The 16,098-nt window shown below is 72.6% G+C and carries 14 protein-coding genes, 1 tRNA gene and 1 pseudogene; 8 read left to right on the top strand and 8 right to left on the bottom strand.

The window, feature by feature from the left end:
* Positions 1 to 134: 134 nt before the first annotated feature.
* Positions 135 to 1,736, bottom strand: coding sequence for a beta-N-acetylhexosaminidase (locus tag ACIGQF_RS18745; protein WP_399711674.1), 1,602 nt, complete (start codon positions 1,734 to 1,736; stop codon positions 135 to 137).
* Between the two features lie 200 nt (positions 1,737 to 1,936).
* On the opposite strand from ACIGQF_RS18745, the gene ACIGQF_RS18740 reads away from it, so the two are divergent.
* Together ACIGQF_RS18740 and glmS are read left to right on the top strand one after the other, a co-directional pair.
* Positions 1,937 to 2,212, top strand: a complete 276-nt coding sequence (locus tag ACIGQF_RS18740) for a hypothetical protein (RefSeq protein WP_052867002.1) — start codon at positions 1,937 to 1,939, stop codon at positions 2,210 to 2,212.
* Between the two features lie 43 nt (positions 2,213 to 2,255).
* The gene (glmS, locus tag ACIGQF_RS18735; protein WP_399711307.1) at positions 2,256 to 4,076 is read left to right on the top strand and encodes a glutamine--fructose-6-phosphate transaminase (isomerizing); all 1,821 of its coding nucleotides are present in this window, start codon (positions 2,256 to 2,258) and stop codon (positions 4,074 to 4,076) included.
* A 299-nt stretch (positions 4,077 to 4,375) separates the two neighbouring features.
* On the opposite strand, the gene ACIGQF_RS18730 is transcribed toward glmS, so the two are convergent.
* Complete coding sequence (locus tag ACIGQF_RS18730) at positions 4,376 to 4,897, bottom strand: universal stress protein (protein WP_361562806.1); 522 nt, start codon at positions 4,895 to 4,897, stop codon at positions 4,376 to 4,378.
* A gap of 444 nt (positions 4,898 to 5,341) precedes the next feature.
* Between ACIGQF_RS18730 and ACIGQF_RS18725 the strand changes: the two genes are divergently transcribed.
* The 4 genes from ACIGQF_RS18725 (at position 5,342) to ACIGQF_RS18710 (ending at position 8,119) form a co-directional block, all read left to right on the top strand.
* The gene (locus ACIGQF_RS18725; protein WP_399711304.1) at positions 5,342 to 5,647 is read left to right on the top strand and encodes a hypothetical protein; all 306 of its coding nucleotides are present in this window, start codon (positions 5,342 to 5,344) and stop codon (positions 5,645 to 5,647) included.
* 369 nt (positions 5,648 to 6,016) lie between these two features.
* A complete protein-coding gene (locus ACIGQF_RS18720) occupies positions 6,017 to 7,297 on the top strand; it encodes a GlxA family transcriptional regulator (protein WP_399711302.1) in 1,281 nt (426 codons plus the stop codon).
* A gap of 5 nt (positions 7,298 to 7,302) precedes the next feature.
* Entirely contained in the window at positions 7,303 to 7,935 is a 633-nt protein-coding gene (gene orn / locus ACIGQF_RS18715) for an oligoribonuclease (RefSeq protein ID WP_361562800.1), read from the top strand.
* Between the two features lie 108 nt (positions 7,936 to 8,043).
* A tRNA-His gene (locus tag ACIGQF_RS18710) sits at positions 8,044 to 8,119 on the top strand.
* A gap of 79 nt (positions 8,120 to 8,198) precedes the next feature.
* Here ACIGQF_RS18710 and ACIGQF_RS18705 read toward each other — a convergent pair.
* On the bottom strand, positions 8,199 to 8,849 hold the full coding sequence (locus ACIGQF_RS18705; RefSeq protein ID WP_399711299.1) for an NAD(P)-dependent oxidoreductase: 651 nt from the start codon (positions 8,847 to 8,849) through the stop codon (positions 8,199 to 8,201).
* A 122-nt stretch (positions 8,850 to 8,971) separates the two neighbouring features.
* Here ACIGQF_RS18705 and ACIGQF_RS18700 point away from each other — a divergent pair, with 122 nt between their 5' ends.
* Positions 8,972 to 9,865, top strand: a complete 894-nt coding sequence (locus tag ACIGQF_RS18700) for a helix-turn-helix domain-containing protein (RefSeq protein ID WP_399711297.1) — start codon at positions 8,972 to 8,974, stop codon at positions 9,863 to 9,865.
* A gap of 7 nt (positions 9,866 to 9,872) precedes the next feature.
* Here ACIGQF_RS18700 and ACIGQF_RS18695 read toward each other — a convergent pair whose 3' ends face one another.
* The 4 genes and pseudogenes from ACIGQF_RS18695 to ACIGQF_RS18680 all read right to left on the bottom strand — a co-directional run bounded on the left by ACIGQF_RS18695 (position 9,873) and on the right by ACIGQF_RS18680 (position 14,453).
* Positions 9,873 to 10,910 (bottom strand): LacI family DNA-binding transcriptional regulator, encoded by a 1,038-nt coding sequence (locus ACIGQF_RS18695; protein WP_399711295.1) that lies wholly within the window; start codon positions 10,908 to 10,910, stop codon positions 9,873 to 9,875.
* Between the two features lie 188 nt (positions 10,911 to 11,098).
* Positions 11,099 to 11,989, bottom strand: a pseudogene (locus ACIGQF_RS18690) (chitinase); the annotation flags it as partial.
* Between the two features lie 318 nt (positions 11,990 to 12,307).
* A complete protein-coding gene (locus tag ACIGQF_RS18685) occupies positions 12,308 to 13,720 on the bottom strand; it encodes an ATP-binding protein (protein ID WP_399711292.1) in 1,413 nt (470 codons plus the stop codon).
* 40 nt (positions 13,721 to 13,760) lie between these two features.
* A complete protein-coding gene (locus ACIGQF_RS18680) occupies positions 13,761 to 14,453 on the bottom strand; it encodes a response regulator transcription factor (protein ID WP_399711290.1) in 693 nt (230 codons plus the stop codon).
* 157 nt (positions 14,454 to 14,610) lie between these two features.
* Here ACIGQF_RS18680 and ACIGQF_RS18675 point away from each other — a divergent pair, with 157 nt between their 5' ends.
* Entirely contained in the window at positions 14,611 to 15,186 is a 576-nt protein-coding gene (locus ACIGQF_RS18675) for a hypothetical protein (protein WP_399711288.1), read from the top strand.
* 27 nt (positions 15,187 to 15,213) lie between these two features.
* Here ACIGQF_RS18675 and ACIGQF_RS18670 read toward each other — a convergent pair whose 3' ends face one another.
* On the bottom strand, positions 15,214 to 16,074 hold the full coding sequence (locus ACIGQF_RS18670; RefSeq protein ID WP_399711286.1) for a spermidine synthase: 861 nt from the start codon (positions 16,072 to 16,074) through the stop codon (positions 15,214 to 15,216).
* Between the last annotated feature and the right edge of the window lie 24 nt (positions 16,075 to 16,098).

Raw genomic sequence — 16,098 nt, 5'->3', positions numbered from 1 at the left:
GGGCCCGACACAAAGACCGGGGTGATGGGGGCGGCCACCCGCTCGGCCCAGCGCTTTGGGGGGGGGGGGGGGGGGGGGTTCCCCCCCCCCCGGGGGGGGGCGGGGGGGGGCCCCCCCCCCGCTCGGTCACCGGCTCACTTCGCCGGCCAGGGGATCTGCGGTGAGCGGTAGTAGTCGATGCCCATCGCCTCCCAGCGCGGGGCCTGCGCGGCGACGCGCTCCTTGTAGTTCTCCCAGTCGTGCGTGCTCGCCGGGGACCAGCCCAGCTCCGCGATGCCCGGCAGCCTCGGGAAGGCCATGAACTCGACCTGGTCGCTCTCGGAGAGCGTCTCGGTCCACATCGGGGCCTCCACACCGAGGACGGAGTCCGCGGGCGCGCCCGTCAGGTAGTCGCCCGGGTCCCAGTCGTAGGAGCGTTCGGCCGGCACGTACCCGGCCCAGTGCAGCCCGTACGGGGTGTCCTTGTTGTACTGCATGTCCAGGTAGGACCGGTCGGCCGGCGAGAGGATCAGCCTCGTGCCCTTCTTCGCGGCGTCCGTTACCTGCGCCTTCTCCGCGGCACTCGTCGCGTCGTAGCCCCAGTACTGCGCCACCGCGCCCTTCACCGGCGTCGCGCCGGTCAGCTGGTGCCAGGCGATCACCGTCTTGCCGTACTTCGCGACCACCGGCTGCACCTTGTTCATGAAGGTGACGTAGTCCTCGTGGCTGGTGGAGTGCGCCTCGTCGCCGCCGATGTGGAGATACGGGCCGGGCGTCATCGCCGCCAGCTCGCGGATCACGTCGTCCACGAAGTCGTACGTCACCTGCTTCGGCACGCAGAAGGAGCTGAAGCCGACCTCGGTTCCGGTGTAGAGCGGCGGGGCGACGCCGTCGCAGTTCAGCTCGGCGTACGAGGCGAGGGCCGCATTGGTGTGGCCCGGCATGTCGATCTCGGGGACGACGGTCAGGTAGCGGCTCTGCGCGTACCGGACGATCTCCTTGTAGTCGGCCTTGGTGTAGAAGCCGCCGGGGCCGCCGCCGACCTGGGTGGAGCCGCCGTAGGTGGTCAGCCGGGGCCAGGAGTCGATCGCGATGCGCCAGCCCTGGTCGTCGGAGAGGTGCAGATGCAGCTTGTTGATCTTGTAGAGCGCGAGCTGGTCGATGTAGCGCTTGACCTTGTCCACGGAGAAGAAGTGGCGGGAGACGTCGAGCATCGCGCTGCGGTACTCGTAGCGCGGGGTGTCGGTGATCGTCCCGGCGGCGATCGTCCAGGGCCCGGACTGTGCCGTGCGCCGCTCCGCCGCCGGGGGCAGCAGCTGACGCAGCGTCTGGACGCCGTGGAAGAGGCCGGCCGCGCGTGCCGCGGTGAGGGTGACGGCGCGGCCCGTGACGGTGAGCCGATAGCCTTCGGCGCCGAGCTTCCGCACCTCGGGCGCCCTGGACGCGAGCCGGAGGACGATGCCGTCGCCGCCCCGCGCGGTGACGGGGAGCGCATAGCCGGTCGACGGCCGCAGCACCCCCGCCAGGTACTCGGCGACCCGCTTCGTCTCGCCGGTGGCCCCGGGGATCCGGATGGCGGTCCGGTCCGTGAGGCGATGCGTGCCCGGGGCCGGGCGGACCGAGACCGGGGCGGGGACGACGCGGTCCAGGGGCACGGGTCCGGTGGCGGGCCGTGCGGCGGCGGGCGCCGCGCCCGCCGTGCCGAGGCCGGCCGCGGCCACCAGGAGGAGGGAACAGAACAATCGGTGCGGTCTCACGAGTGACACGGGTGATCCCTTCGGCGAGCTTCGTGCGGGGCATGGAGCAACCGAACGCTCACCTTGCGTACCGTGCGCCCCACCGAGGGTCAAGGTGTAGACCATTTCTCCTTCGGTCGGTCCGGGCGGCTCGGCGACACGCCTGCCCGATATCGGGCAGATTTCTTGCGAAAGCGCGCCCGGCACCGCAGTATCGATGGGTGCTCGATCGTCGTCCGTCCCACGAGGACCTGGTGGAACACCTGGTACGCAGTACGCCGCTGCAGCGCGGCGAGGCGGTCCGGGTGATCCAGGACGTCCTCGCGTACTTCGACGAGACGACCGAGGTGTTCGTACGCCGCAGACACCGCGAACTGCAGGGCCAGGGCCTGCGCAACGACGCGATCTTCGAGCGGATCGCCCACGAGCTGCCGCACCGCGCCGTGGCCCCGCCCGAGCTGTCGATACGTCAGCTGCGCCGCCTCGTCTACGGCTGAAGCAGCGGAGCACCACGAACCATCGATCAGGGAGGGTCCACCCATGTGCGGAATCGTCGGATATATCGGAAAGCGTGATGTCGCTCCGCTGCTCCTGGAGGGTCTGCAGCGCCTGGAGTACCGGGGTTACGACTCCGCCGGCATCGCCATCCACGCCTCCGGCAAGACCGGCGGGCTGAAGACCGCCAAGGCCAAGGGCCGCGTGCGGGAGCTGGAGTCGCGGCTGCCGAAGCGGTTCGCCGGCACCACCGGCATCGCCCACACCCGCTGGGCCACCCACGGCGCGCCCAACGACGAGAACGCCCACCCGCACGTCGACGCCGAGGGCAAGGTCGCGCTCGTCCACAACGGCATCATCGACAACGCCGCCGACCTGCGCGCCCGGCTCACCGCCGAGGGCGTGGAGTTCGCCTCCGAGACCGACACCGAGGTCCTCGCGCACCTCATCGGCCGCTCCGAGGCCGGCACGCTGGAGGAGAAGGTCCGCGAGGCGCTGCGGCACATCGAGGGCACGTACGGCATCGCCGTGCTGCACGCCGACTTCGCCGACCGCATCGTCGTCGCCCGCAACGGCTCGCCCGTCGTGCTGGGCATCGGCGAGAAGGAGATGTTCGTCTCCTCCGACGTCGCCGCCCTCGTCTCGCACACCCGCCAGGTCGTCACCCTCGACGACGGTGAGATGGCCACGCTCAAGGCCGACGACTACCGCACGTACACCACCGAGGGCTCGCGGACGACCTCCTCCCCGGAGACCGTCGAGTACGCCGCCGAGTCCTACGACATGGGCGCGCACGACACCTACATGCACAAGGAGATCTCCGAGCAGGCGGACGCGGTGGACCGCGCGCTGCGCGGCCGGATCGACGACCGCTTCTCCACCGTGCACCTGGGCGGCCTGAACCTGGACGCGCGCGAGGCGCGCGGCGTCCGCCGGGTCAAGATCCTGGGCTGCGGCACCTCGTACCACGCGGGCCAGATCGGCGCGCAGATGATCGAGGAGCTGGCGCGCATCCCCTCGGACGCCGAGCCGGCCTCCGAGTTCCGCTACCGCAACCCGGTCGTGGACCCCGACACGCTCTACGTCGCGGTCTCGCAGTCCGGTGAGACCTACGACGTGCTCGCCGCCGTCCAGGAGCTGAAGCGCAAGGGCGCGCGGGTGCTGGGCCTGGTGAACGTGGTCGGCTCGGCGATCGCCCGGGAGACCGACGGCGGCATCTACGTGCACGCCGGGCCGGAGGTCTGCGTGGTCTCCACCAAGTGCTTCACCAACATGGTGGTCTCCTTCGCGCTGCTCGCGCTGCACCTGGGCCGCATCCGCGACCTGTCCGTGGCGGACGGCAAGCGGATCATCGACGGCCTGCGCCGGCTGCCCGAGCAGATCACCGAGATCCTGGAGAACGAAGCCGAGATCAAGAAGCTCGCCGAACTGTATGCGGATGCGAAGTCGATGATGTTCATCGGCCGCGTCCGCGGCTACCCGGTGGCGCGCGAGGCCTCCCTGAAGCTCAAGGAGGTCTCCTACATCCACGCCGAGGCGTACCCGGCCTCCGAGCTGAAGCACGGCCCGCTGGCGCTCATCGAGCCGGCGATGCCGACCGTGGCGATCGTCCCCGACGACGACCTGCTGGAGAAGAACCGCGCGGCGATGGAGGAGATCAAGGCCCGCAGCGGCCGCATCCTCGCGGTCGCGCACGCGGAGCAGGAGAAGGCTGACCACACGATCGTGGTCCCGAAGAACGAGCCCGAGCTCGACCCCATCCTCATGGGCATCCCGCTCCAACTCCTCGCGTACCACACGGCCTTGACCCTCGGCCGTGACATCGACAAGCCCCGCAACCTGGCGAAGTCGGTGACGGTGGAGTAACTCCGACGTGAGTGAGGTGGACCTCCGGTCGCGCCACCATACGAGCCGGGGGTCCACCTCACGGTGCCGGCGTCGCCCTAACGCCGGCAGTGATGCCGCCTTCCCGGGAACCGTCACACCCGGGCGGCAGCACGCTGTGTGAAGGGCTTGTACCCCTCACAAGCGCACAACCCACCTCTACGAGTCAGTAGATTTGTCGACTACTGCCGGGGTGTGACGTCTCGTCACGCCGTACCGACGTCACGGAGTGGACGGGAGTACGAGGCCGAATACGTACGGTGTGGACGGGCGGGCCGCCGTCACGGCACGACGATCACCGGTCGCTGCGCGCGGCGCGCGAGCCGTCCGGCGACCGACCCGAAGATCCGCCCGACGATGCCGTGCGTGGAGCCGACCACGATGGCGTCGGCCGCGTACTCACGGCCGACCTCCTCCAGTTCGTGGCAGATGTCGCCGCCCCGCTCGACCAGGATCCAGGAAAGCTCGGCGAGATGATCGGCGCACGCCAGCTCCAGCCCCAGGACCTCCGTGCGGTGATCGGGGACGTCCACGAAGACGGGCGGCTCGCAGCCTGCCCAGACGGTCGTGGGGAGCCGGTTGGCGACGTGGACGATGATCAGCCCGGAGCCCGAGCGCCGGGCCATGCCGATGGCGTAGGCCAGGGCGCGCTCGCTGGAGACCGAGCCGTCGAAGCCGACCACCACACCGTGCTGGAAGGCGGGGTCGCAGGAGTGGTGTGACTGTTCCGCCGCTTCGAGGTCCGCCATCGGATCGGCGACCTGCTTGCGGTCCGCGGGTTCGGGGAATTCGTGACCGGCCATGAGTGTCTCGGCGAAGGGGAGCCCTCGTACCCAGAGGCGGAGGGGAACGGCGATTGACTTGTTCGGGCAGTTGACTGAACTGGGCGGAGAGCGGGGCGACGGCGATGGTTCAATGCCGAACAATACGGCCGGGAATCATCTTCCCAACCCCTTACCCCAAGAGTACGGCGCCACTCCTCCCCTGCCCAGAGTCTCCGTAAACGGCGCTTGTCCCTTTTGACCGGACAGCGCCCCCGAACGTTCCCCGGAGCATGCCGGAGCGTCGCGCCGTTGGCAATGGCCTCCAGCGCGTTCATACGGAGGCCGCGGGTCCGATACGGAGGTCCCAGCTCCGGTACGGCCCCCTCTGCTCCGTCCGAACGCCTCGCGGTGACTCCCCGTGGCCACCGGCGTTGTTCCAGTGGTCCCGCGCGGTCGGTGCGGATCACTCGGAAGGAGACCCCCTTGCCCGGTACGCCTCACCCGCCCGTGGACCCGGTGAGCGATGTGGTCCGCTGGGCCTCGTTCAGCTGCGCACTGGTTCCGCTTGTCCTCCTCGTGTGCGGTTCGTCGCTCGGCGGGGCGGCCGGCGCCGCCATCGGGCTCACGGCGGTCACGTGCGCCTGCCGGGCGCTGCTGCGGCAGTCCGAGCGGACCGCCGCCCGGCTGGCCGTCGAGCGGGCCTCCGTGCACCGCGGACGGCACGGCAGGACGGGCCTGGGGGCGCACCGGGGCGGGCGCCACGGCGGGGGGCGCACGCCGGGGGATTGAGGCGCTCACGCGCGAGTGCGGGGGTGCTCGCGCGGGCACCCGCGACCCTTTTCAGCCAACTTCGACCCCCGGCACATCCCTTGGCAAAAGCGACCCCCAACCGGCCTTTGAACTGGACGGGAGGGACCGCACGGCGTGGTTGTACCCCGCGACGGACGGGCAGGCGCGTGAGGCGTACTTCCCAGCGGAGCCCACGAGTGGAACGCTTCGTGATCGAATGCTTCGCGCCAAGTTGCCATATCGACTTACCAGCAGGTGGTGAACTTGGCACTCCATCCTCACGGGACACAGTAGATTCGATCTTGGCAATCACGGCGGGGGAACAGTGCAGGACCGAGAGGGCGAGACGACCGAGGGGGGCTTAGTGCCATGAGCCAGGACTCCGCTGCCGTACCAGATGCCGCACGCAAGCTCGCCGCCCGACGACGCCGCGAAGTAGTCGCGGTGCTCCTCTTCAGTGGCGGCCCCATTTTCGAGAGCTCCATTCCGCTCTCCGTATTCGGCATCGACCGACAGGACGCGGGCGTGCCGAGGTACCGCTTGCTTGTGTGCGCGGGCGAAGATGCGCCTTTGCGCACGACCGGCGGACTGGAGCTTTCCGCTCCATACGGACTGGAAGCGATCTCCAGGGCAGGTACCGTCGTGGTACCCGCCTGGCGTTCGATCACCCAGGCGCCACCACCAGCCGCGCTGGACGCACTCCGGCGCGCGCACGAAGAAGGGGCCCGCATCGTCGGGCTGTGCACGGGCGCGTTCGTGCTGGCGGCCGCAGGGCTGCTGGACGGCCGTCCGGCGACCACCCACTGGATGTACGCACCGACGCTCGCGAAGCGTTATCCGTCCGTCCATGTCGATCCACGCGAACTGTTCGTCGACGACGGCGATGTGCTGACGTCGGCGGGCACGGCTGCAGGAATCGACCTGTGCCTCCACATAGTGCGGACCGACCACGGCGCCGACGCGGCCAACGCGCTCGCCCGCCGGCTGGTCGTGCCGCCCCGGCGCACGGCGTCGGAGCTGGGGCACCAGCGTTACCTCGACAGGTCATTACCTGAGGAGATCGGCGCCGACCCGCTGGCCGAGGTCGTCGCCTGGGCGCTGGAGCACCTCCACGAGCAGTTCGACGTGGAGACGCTCGCCGCGCGCGCTTACATGAGCCGCCGGACGTTCGACCGCCGGTTCCGCTCACTCACTGGGAGCGCTCCCCTGCAGTGGCTGATCACTCAGCGTGTGCTGCAGGCACAGCGGCTGCTGGAGACGTCGGACTACTCGGTGGACGAGGTGGCGGGCCGCTGCGGCTTCCGCTCCCCCGTCGCGCTGCGTGGTCACTTCCGGCGGCAGCTGGGCTCCTCCCCCGCGGCCTACCGGGCGGCCTACCGCGCCCGGCGGCCACAGAACGGCGCCGCGGAGCCACCAGGGGCCACGGGCCGGCCGTCCGACCGGCCGGAGCGCCTGGACCGCACGGGGACCCCGGCGGCCGAGCGCTTCGGGGCGCACGCCCAGGTGCCGGGACAAGGGGGTTCACTGGGCGTTCATGAACCGGGCAAACCGGAGTCGGACGCGTACGCGACCCGGCTCGGGGAGCCCGCCGTCGGCCGCTCCACCGGACGCCCGGTGCTGCCCGGCCAGCGGGAGCGCCCCGTAGGGTGAGACGCATGAACGATCGCATGGTGTGGATCGACTGCGAGATGACGGGGCTCTCGCTGGCGAACGACGCGCTCATCGAGGTGGCCGCGCTGGTCACCGACTCGGAGCTGAACATCCTGGGCGAGGGGGTGGACATTGTGATCCGTCCCCCCGCCGAGGCCCTGGAGACCATGCCCGAGGTGGTGCGTGACATGCACACCACCTCGGGACTGCTCGCGGAGCTGGACGGCGGGACGACCCTCGCCGACGCCGAGCGGCAGGTCATGGACTACATCAGGAGTCACGTACCGGAGCCGGGCAAGGCCCCGCTGTGCGGCAACTCCGTCGGTACCGACCGCGGCTTCCTGCTGCGCGACATGCCGGAGCTGGAGGACTACCTCCACTACCGGATCGTCGATGTCTCGTCGGTGAAGGAGCTGGCGCGGCGCTGGTACCCGAGGGCGTACTTCAACAGCCCGGAGAAGAACGGCAACCACCGGGCGCTCGCCGACATCCGTGAGTCGATCGCGGAGCTGCGGTACTACCGGGAGGCGGTCTTCGTGCCGCAGCCGGGGCCGGACTCCGACACCGCCAAGGCGATCGCCGCCAAGCACGTCCTGCCCGCGGAGACCCCCGCGGCGGAGCGCGCCGGCGGACAGTGACGCAGCTCGCTCCCGGCCAGGGGGGAAACCGGGAGCGAGCACCCCTTCGGACCCTGTACACTTTTCTTCAGCCGGTGGGGAACAAGACACCACACAGCACCGGTCATGGTGGGTATAGCTCAGCTGGTAGAGCACCTGGTTGTGGTCCAGGATGTCGCGGGTTCAAGTCCCGTTACTCACCCCAACGAGTGAGGGCCCCGGACGCTTTGGCGTCCGGGGCCCTCACTCGTTTTTCCTGCCCCGGGAGTTCGGGACCCGGCCCGTCAGTAGCCGACCGTGAAGCGCTCACCGGTGTGGCGGGGCGCCTCCAGCTCGTCCAGAAGGGCGACGGCGTAGTCCTCGGTGGAGATCCGGCTGGTGCCGTCCGCGTCGGTGACGAGGTCGTCGACGGCGGTGCGGTAGCTGCCGGTGCGGGTGCCGGGCTCGATCAGGGCCGCCGGGCTGAGGTTGGTCCAGCGCACGTCGGTGACGGTGCGGTAGAAGTCCAGTGCGTCGCCGTGCGCGTGCATGATCTGCAGCAGGAACTCCGGCAGCCCTTCGGCGTCCCAGACCTGCGTGCCGTCGGGCGTGCGCAGCGAGCCGGCGCCGCCGACCGCGATCAGCCGCGGCGCCCCGTCGCCCAGCTTCCGCAGTCCGGCCACCAGGGATTCGGCGGAGGGCTTGATGGTGGCGACATGGCCCGGGCCGTCGCCGCCGCCGACCGCGCTGATCAGTACGTCCTGGCCCGCTGCGGCCGCGGCCACGGAGCCGGGGTCCAGGACGTCACCGGTGGTCACGGTGAGGTTCGGGTGGGTCCGGGTGAGCTTTGCCGGGTCCCGGACGACCGCGGTGACCTCGTGGCCGCGCTCCAGGGCCTCGTCGAGGACGCGGCTGCCGATGGTGCCGTTGGCGCCGAAGAGGGCGATCTTGGACATGGGGTTCCTCCGGTGAGCTGGTTTCCGTTTTCCGTCAACGCTTGTGGCGGCGTCTTCTACGCTAGAGCCAGAAACAGGGAATACCGGGGTAGGAGTGAGACGAGCCATGGTGAGAATGCGACATGCATGCTGATCAGCGTCCGGAGGACATCCCGGAGGTCCCGTTCTCGGCGCCCGCCGGGCGGCCCACCGGCGTGGAGGTCATGACGCTCGCCGAGCTGCGCGCCCGCGCCGACGTCTGCACGCTGGCCGTGCCGCACCGCCCCGGCTTCCACCACCTCCTCGCGCTGGACGCGGGCCGGCTCTCCCACACCGCCGACTTCCGCGAGTACCGGCTGGAGCCGGGCGACTGGCTGTGGGTACGGCCGGGCCAGGTCCAGCACTTCGGCGACCTGACGGCGGCCGAGGGCGTCCTGGTGCTCTTCGAGTCGGGCTTCCTGGATCCGGCGACGGCTGCCGCTGCCCGGCTGGAGGACTGGTACGGCCCGGCCGTACGCCGTCCGGACGAGGCGGCCGGGGCGGCGGCGCGGGCCGCCCTGGACCATCTGCACCGCGAGTTCGGCGCGCTGTGCGGGCTGCCGCTGGAGGCGCACCTGGACGTGCTGCGGCACCTGCTCTCGGTCCTGGTGCTGCGCGCGGCGCACCTGGTGCGGGACCCGGCGGACGACGCCGCCGACTGCGCGGCGACCGCGACGTTCCTGCGGTTCCGGGACGCCGTCGAGCGGGACTTCGCGGCCAGCCGCCGGGTCGCCGACTACGCCCGGGCGCTGGGCTATTCGCCGCGCACCCTCTCCCGCGCGACGGAGGCCGCCGCCGGTGTCGGGGCGAAGGAGTTCATCGACCGCCGGGTGGTGCTGGAGGCCAAGCGGCTCCTCGCGCACGGCGACCAGCCGGCGGCCGGGATCGCCCGCCGCCTCGGCTTCGAGGACGCGACGAACTTCAGCAAGTTCTTCCTGCATCGGACGGGGAGCACGCCGATCGCCTTCCGGGAGGGCGTACGCGGCGGAACGGCCTGAGCGCCCGTTACGAGGACTCCCGCACCACCAGCTCCGTCGGCAGGACGAGCTGCGGGCGCTCCCGGGAGCGTTCGCCGAGCTCCTCGACGAGCACCCGCGCCATCGCCCGGCCCATCTCCTCGATCGGCTGCCGCACGCTGGTCAGCGGCGGGTCCAGATGGCGGGCGACGGCCGAGTCGTCGAACCCGACCAGCGCCACGTCGGCCGGCACCCGCCGGCCGCGTTCCCGCAGTACGGCCAGCGCGCCCGCCGCCATCACGTCCGAGGCAGCGAAGACCGCGTCCACGTCCGGCCGGCGGTCCAGCAGCGCGGCCATCGCCCGCCGCCCGCCGTCCTCGGTGAAGTCCGCCGGGACGATCAGCGCCTCGTCCGCGCCGTGCCCGGCGTCGGCCAGCGCCTCGCGGTAGCCGGCCAGCCTGCACTGCGCGGCGTACATGTCCGGTGGCCCGGCGACCGTGGCGACCACCCGCCGGCCGCGCTCCAGGAGGTGCCGGACGGCGGCGCGCGCCCCGCCGGCGTTGTCGGAGTCGACGTACGGCACGGTCTCCCGCGCCGAACGGCGGCCGCTGAGCACCGCGGGCAGCTCCAGCCGCGACAGCAGGTCGGGCAGCGGGTCGTCCTGGTGCACGGAGACCAGCAGCACGCCGTCCACGCGGTGCGCGGCGAGGTACTGGCCCAGCCGCTCGCGCTCCTTAGGCGTACGGACGAGGATCAGCAGCAGCTGGAGATCGGTGTCGGCGAGCCCGGCGCCGACGCCGCGGACGATGCCGGAGAAGTACGGCTCGGCGAACAGCCGGGTCTCGGGCTCGGGGATGACCAGCGCGACCGCGTCGGTCCGGTCGGCGGCCAGCGCGCGGGCCGCGCCGTGCGGCACGTACCCCAGCTCGGCGATGGCCCGCTCGACCACGGCGCGGGTGCGCGGGCTCACCCGGGGCGAGCCGTTGACCACCCGGGACACGGTGCCCCGGCCGACGCCGGCCCGCGCCGCCACCTCTTCGAGGGTGGGGCGTCCGCCGCGCCGACCACCGCGCCCTGCCGCTGCCATGGCTGCCTCCGGACTCCCGGCCGCGAATGTTTCCCGCCATTACACAGCGGAACGCGACGCAATGGCGGAAAGCGGCGTCAGGTCGGCGCGGTACGGCGCAAGCGGAGGAGCGGGACGCAGCGGCCGTGGGGGGGGTGGGGATCCGCTGCGCCCCGCTGGTGTGGGGGGTGTGGGGGGTGGTTCCGGGGTCAGCCCTGGTACGCGCCGAGGGCCTTGGTGAAGTCCAGCGGCTGCTGGTCGATGGAGCTGCAGGTCGGCTGGGCCGTGCCGGACGAGCCGCCCTCGCAGGCCTTGTCGCGGGTGCCGGACCACATCGACAGCCACGCGAGGTGCTTGGTGGCGGCGAAGTCCGCCAGCTCCTTGGCGTCGTCGAGGGTGAAGATCTCGGTCGCCACGTCGTTGACGCCGATCATCGGGGTCACCGCGACCGCCTTCCAGGCGTCCGCCTCGCTCAGCCCGAGCGCGTCCTTGACCTGCTTCTGGGTGGCTGTGGCGGCCTGGATCGCGTACTTGCCCATGTCGCCGTCGTAGGAGGCGCCGTAGTCCATGGCCATGATGTTGACGGCGGAGATCTTGACGCCGTTCTTCTCGGCGTCCGCGAGGAGGTTCACGCCGTCCTGCGTCAGGCCCTCGGGCATGACGGGGAGGGTGAAGGAGACGTCCAGGTCCGGGTGGTCCTTCTGGAGCTGCGCGATGGCCTGGGCGCGGCGGGTGTTGGCCGCGGTGTCCGGGAGCGCGCCGCCCTCGATGTCGAAGTCGGCCTTCTTCAGGTCGTACGCGTCGACGACCTTGCCGTACGCGGCGGCCAGTTCGTCCGCCGACGTGCAGGCTAGGCCCAGCTCGGAGCCCGCCGCGCCGCCGAACGAGACGCGTACGTCGCCGCCTTGGGCGCGCAGCTTCGGTATCTGCTGGGCGACCGGGTCGCTGTCCAGGGCGCCGCTGCCGCCCCACTTGGGGTCGCAGCCGCCGCCGGAGGTGACGAAGGCGAGGTTGAAGGTCTTGACGCCGGTCTTCTCGGCCGTGCCCACGAGGTCGTACGCGGGGCTGAGCGAGGTGTCGGCGTACGGGGCGAACGCGCCCTTCGCCGCCGCCTGTTCGGCCGGCCCGGCCTTGCTCGCCCGGGCCGCGCCGGCGACGACGAACCCGCCGCCGACCGCGAGCGCCGCGGCGGTGCCGGCGCCGATCAGCTTGGCGGTGCGGCTCGTACGGCGGCGGTGTGCCGGAGAAGTCATCTGGTGCCTGCCTGTCGTTTTTGTGGGGGGTGGCCGTCGTGGGGGGTGACGTGTCCTGCTGGGGGGTGACGTCCCGCACGCTAGCTACCGGGAAACGGACAATCGGCAGGTAAGCCACGCCGGTCGGCGGACTTATGGCCCGCTTAAGGAACCGAAAGGGACCGGTTAAGCGCGGGCCCGGCGCGACGCCGCGAGGGTGCGCCGGCGGAGCCGGCCCAGCCGGCGGCGCGCCCGGTGGCGGCGGCCCGTCCGGGGGCCGCGCCGGCCGTCCAGGGCGAGCCAGACGCGTACCTCGGTACCGCCCAGGACGGAGCGGCCGATGCGGACGTCGCCGCCGGTGGACTCCGCGAGCCGGCGGACGATGTCCAGGCCGAGCCCGGTCGAGCCGTCGCCGCCGCCCCCGTGACCGCGGCGCAGCGCCGCCGCCGGGTCGGCGATTCCCGGGCCGGCGTCCGACACCAGGACGATCACCGCGTCCTCGGCGTTGTGCACGTCCACCGCGAAGGCGGTGCCCTCGGGCGTGTGCCGGAAGACGTTGCCGAGCAGCGCGTCCAGCGCGGCGGCCAGCTCGGGGCGCGCCACCGGGACGCGTACCGGCCGGTCCGCGCCCGCGACCCGTACGGTGCGCCCCTCGTCCTCCGCGAGCGCCGACCAGAACCCCATCCGCTCCCGGATCACCTCGGCCGCGTCGCACCCGGCCACCGCTGCCGCGGGCTGGGTCAGCGCCTGCTGCTCGCGCGCGGTCCGGATGATCTGGTCGACCTCGCGCTCCAGCTGGGCGACGGCGGCCCTGGTGTGCTCGGCGGCCGGGCCCTCGCCGAGCGAGGCCGCGTTGAGCCGCAGCACGGTCAGCGGAGTGCGGAGGCGGTGGCTGAGGTCGGCGGCCAGCTCGCGTTCGTTGGCCAGCAGCTGGACGACCTGGTCGGCCATGGAGTTGAAGGCCACGGCCGCGGAGCGCAGCTCCTTCGGGCCGTCCTCCAGGACCCGTACGCCGAGCTTTCCGTCGCCGAGGTCGAGCGCGGCGCCCGCCAGCCGCTCGGCGGGCCGCACCATCCGCGTACCCAGCCGGTCGGCCACCGCGACCGACCCGACGATCAGGGCGAGCCCGACGCCGGCGAGCAGCACCCAGGAGGTCGCCACCCCGTTGGTCACCGCCTGCTCGGGCACGAAGACCTCGACGACGGCGGTGCCGGAGGCCACGGCGGTGGGCTGGAGCAGCGAGGAGCCGCCCCGGACGGCGGCCACGGACGCCCGGCCGTACCGGGCCGCGCGCGCCACGTCCGCGTCCTTCGCCCGGCCCGCGCCGATCACCGCGGGCGCGCCGCCCCGGCCTGTCGCCGGTACGTGCACGCCGAGCTGGCCGCCGGGCCCGGTCTCGGCGCTGGCCACGGCGCGGGTCAGCTCGGCGCGGTCGGTGGTGATGGCCAGCACGGGGCCGATGGCCGCTGCCTGCCGCTCGGCGTTGGCGAACGCGCGGTCCCGGGCCAGTTCCTTGACGACCAGGCCGAGGGGGACGGCGAAGGCGATCACCACCATGGCCGTGACGGCGAGGGCGACCTTGACCAGCGCCCACCTCATGCCGCCGCTCCCCCGCCGGCTCCGGGTCTGCCCGCGGCGCTCACCGCGGGGGCTCCAGCTTGACGCCAACGCCGCGCAGGGTGTGCAGGTAGCGGGGGCTGGCGGCGGTCTCGCCGAGCTTGCGGCGCAGCCAGGACAGGTGGACGTCGATGGTCTGGTCGTCGCCGTAGGACTGCTGCCACACCTCGGCGAGGAGTTCCTTGCGGGCCACGACCACGCCGGGCCGCCCGGCCAGGAAGGCCAGCAGGTCGAACTCGCGGCGGGTGAGGTCCAGCGGCACGCCGTCCAGCTCGGCCTGGCGGCGCAGCGGGTCGACGGTCAGGCCGCCGACCCGGAGGACCCGGGAGGGCGGCCCGCCGCCGGGCCCCTGGGCGCGGGCCCGGCGCAGTACGGCGGCCATCCGCGCGGACAGGTGCTCCACGGAGAACGGCTTGGTGAGGTAGTCGTCCGCGCCGTCGTTGAGCAGCCGGACGATCTCGGCCTCGTCGTCGCGCGCCGTGGCGACGATCACGGGGACGTCGGTGATCCCGCGCAGCATCTTCAGCGCCTCGCGGCCGTCCAGGTCGGGCAGGCCGAGGTCGAGGACGACCACGTCGAAGCCGACCTGCGCCACTTCGCGCAGCGCCTCCAGGGCGGTGCCGACGCTGCGCACGGTGTGGGCGGCGTCGGACAGATGCCGGATGAGGGCCGAGCGGACGAACTGGTCGTCCTCGACCACGAGCACACGTGCCATGGGACGGCACCGTACGCCATTCGAGTGTGCTTCTTGACCGGCCATTGACGGTCGCTGTCCGTTCCGTACGAAGTGCGGCCCGGTCCGGTACGCAGTGCGGCTCCGTTCCCGTGCGAGCGCCGGCTCGGCCTCGTACCCGGCACCGGGGTGGTGCAATATGGCCCGGGTGCGACGAGGACTGGTTCACGCGGCGGCCTGGACGCTGGCGACCGGCGCCGCGGTCACGCTGTCGTGGTTCGGCGTGCACACCGTGGTCTCCGGTACGGCGTACGACCCGCCGCGCGCGCTCCCGCTCTCCGACGATGCGCCCGGAGTGCAGCCCGACGGCGAGAGCAGCGCCACGCCCCGCGTGTCCTCCACCCACCGCCCCAAGCCCTCCGGCACCCCCTCGCCCTCCCCCACCCGTAAGACCGCCCGGCCGGAAGTGCCGGCGACGCCCCCGAGCAGCCCGGCGCCGAGCCGTTCCACCACCGAGCCGAGCACGCCCGCGCCGGACGAGGGCGCCGGCACGGTCAGGGGCTACCGCACCGACGGCGGCCGCGTCGTGCTGGACGTGCGGTCCTCGTACGCGGAGCTGGTCTCGGCGACCCCGGGGGCCGGCTGGCAGATGCAGGTCTGGAAACAGGACGGCTGGCTCCGGGTCGACTTCACCCGCGGCAACGACCGCACCTCGGTCATCTGCGCCTGGAACGGCCACCCGCCGATCGTCACGACGGACAACCACGCCCGGTAGCGCCCGCCCCCGCGGGGCCTGCCGCCCTCAGTCGAACGTGCCCGGCGGCGGTGCGGGTGAGGCGACCGCGGTGGCGTCCGTGACCGGGGCCGCGCCCCCGGCGAAGTCCCGCAGCGCGGGGCCGTGTTCCACCCGCCCGGACTCCGGGTCGGTGGCGGCCCGCCGGGTCAGCTCGGCGACCGGCAGCGCCCCGTCCGCCGCCAGCAGTACGGCGTTCCCGAAGCGCTTGCCGCGCAGCACGGGCGGCGCCGCGGTCAGGCACAGCTCACCGAAGACCGCGCCGACGGTGGCGATCTGGGACCGGACGAAGGCCAGCGGCGGGCCGTCCGCGAGGTTGGTCGCGTACCAGCCCCCGGGGGCCAGCGCCCGCGCCGCCTCAGTGACGAACTCCGTGCTGGTCAGATGGGCGGGCGTGCGGGCGCCGCTGAACACGTCGGCGATGATCAGGTCGGCCCAGCCGTCCGGGACCTTGGCGAGCCCGGCGCGGGCGTCGCCGCCGCGCACCTTGATACGGGCACCGGAGTCCAGCGGCAGCTGTTCCCTGACGAACTGCACGAGGGGCGCGTCGATCTCCACGACCTGCTGCGTGGAGCGGGGCCGGGTCGCCGCGACGTAGCGCGCCAGGGTGAGCGCGCCGCCCCCGAGGTGCAGGACGCGCAGCGGCTTGCCGGGCGGGGCCGCGAGATCGGCGACATGGCCCAGCCGCCGCTGGTAGGCGAAGTCCAGGTGCGCCGGGTCGTCGAGGTCCACGAAGGACTGCGGGGCACCGTCGATCAGCAGCGTCCAGCCGCGCGGCCGGTCCCGGTCGGGCCGCAGCTCGGCCCGGCCGCCGGTCACCTCCGCCGTCACCGGCTCCGCTGCCACCCGCGTCCGTCTGTTCCTCGCCATCCGGCCAGTATCCCCGGCGGGGCC

Origin of the sequence: Streptomyces sp. NPDC053560, assembly GCF_044544605.1 — a bacterium.
Classification (GTDB): Bacteria; Actinomycetota; Actinomycetes; order Streptomycetales; family Streptomycetaceae; genus Streptomyces.
This window is presented reverse-complemented; position numbering and strand designations above follow the sequence as displayed.

Excerpts from the sequence above, each read along its gene's own strand:
- glmS (WP_399711307.1), top strand. The coding sequence starts at position 2,256 with ATGTGCGGAATCGTCGGATATATCGGAAAGCGTGATGTCGCTCCGCTG.
- ACIGQF_RS18730 (WP_361562806.1), bottom strand. The coding sequence starts at position 4,897 with ATGGCCGGTCACGAATTCCCCGAACCCGCGGACCGCAAGCAGGTCGCC.
- ACIGQF_RS18720 (WP_399711302.1), top strand. The coding sequence starts at position 6,017 with ATGAGCCAGGACTCCGCTGCCGTACCAGATGCCGCACGCAAGCTCGCC.
- orn (WP_361562800.1), top strand. The coding sequence starts at position 7,303 with ATGAACGATCGCATGGTGTGGATCGACTGCGAGATGACGGGGCTCTCG.
- ACIGQF_RS18705 (WP_399711299.1), bottom strand. The coding sequence starts at position 8,849 with ATGTCCAAGATCGCCCTCTTCGGCGCCAACGGCACCATCGGCAGCCGC.
- ACIGQF_RS18700 (WP_399711297.1), top strand. The coding sequence starts at position 8,972 with ATGCATGCTGATCAGCGTCCGGAGGACATCCCGGAGGTCCCGTTCTCG.
- ACIGQF_RS18695 (WP_399711295.1), bottom strand. The coding sequence starts at position 10,910 with ATGGCAGCGGCAGGGCGCGGTGGTCGGCGCGGCGGACGCCCCACCCTC.
- ACIGQF_RS18685 (WP_399711292.1), bottom strand. The coding sequence starts at position 13,720 with ATGAGGTGGGCGCTGGTCAAGGTCGCCCTCGCCGTCACGGCCATGGTG.
- ACIGQF_RS18680 (WP_399711290.1), bottom strand. The coding sequence starts at position 14,453 with ATGGCACGTGTGCTCGTGGTCGAGGACGACCAGTTCGTCCGCTCGGCC.
- ACIGQF_RS18675 (WP_399711288.1), top strand. The coding sequence starts at position 14,611 with ATGGCCCGGGTGCGACGAGGACTGGTTCACGCGGCGGCCTGGACGCTG.
- ACIGQF_RS18670 (WP_399711286.1), bottom strand. The coding sequence starts at position 16,074 with ATGGCGAGGAACAGACGGACGCGGGTGGCAGCGGAGCCGGTGACGGCG.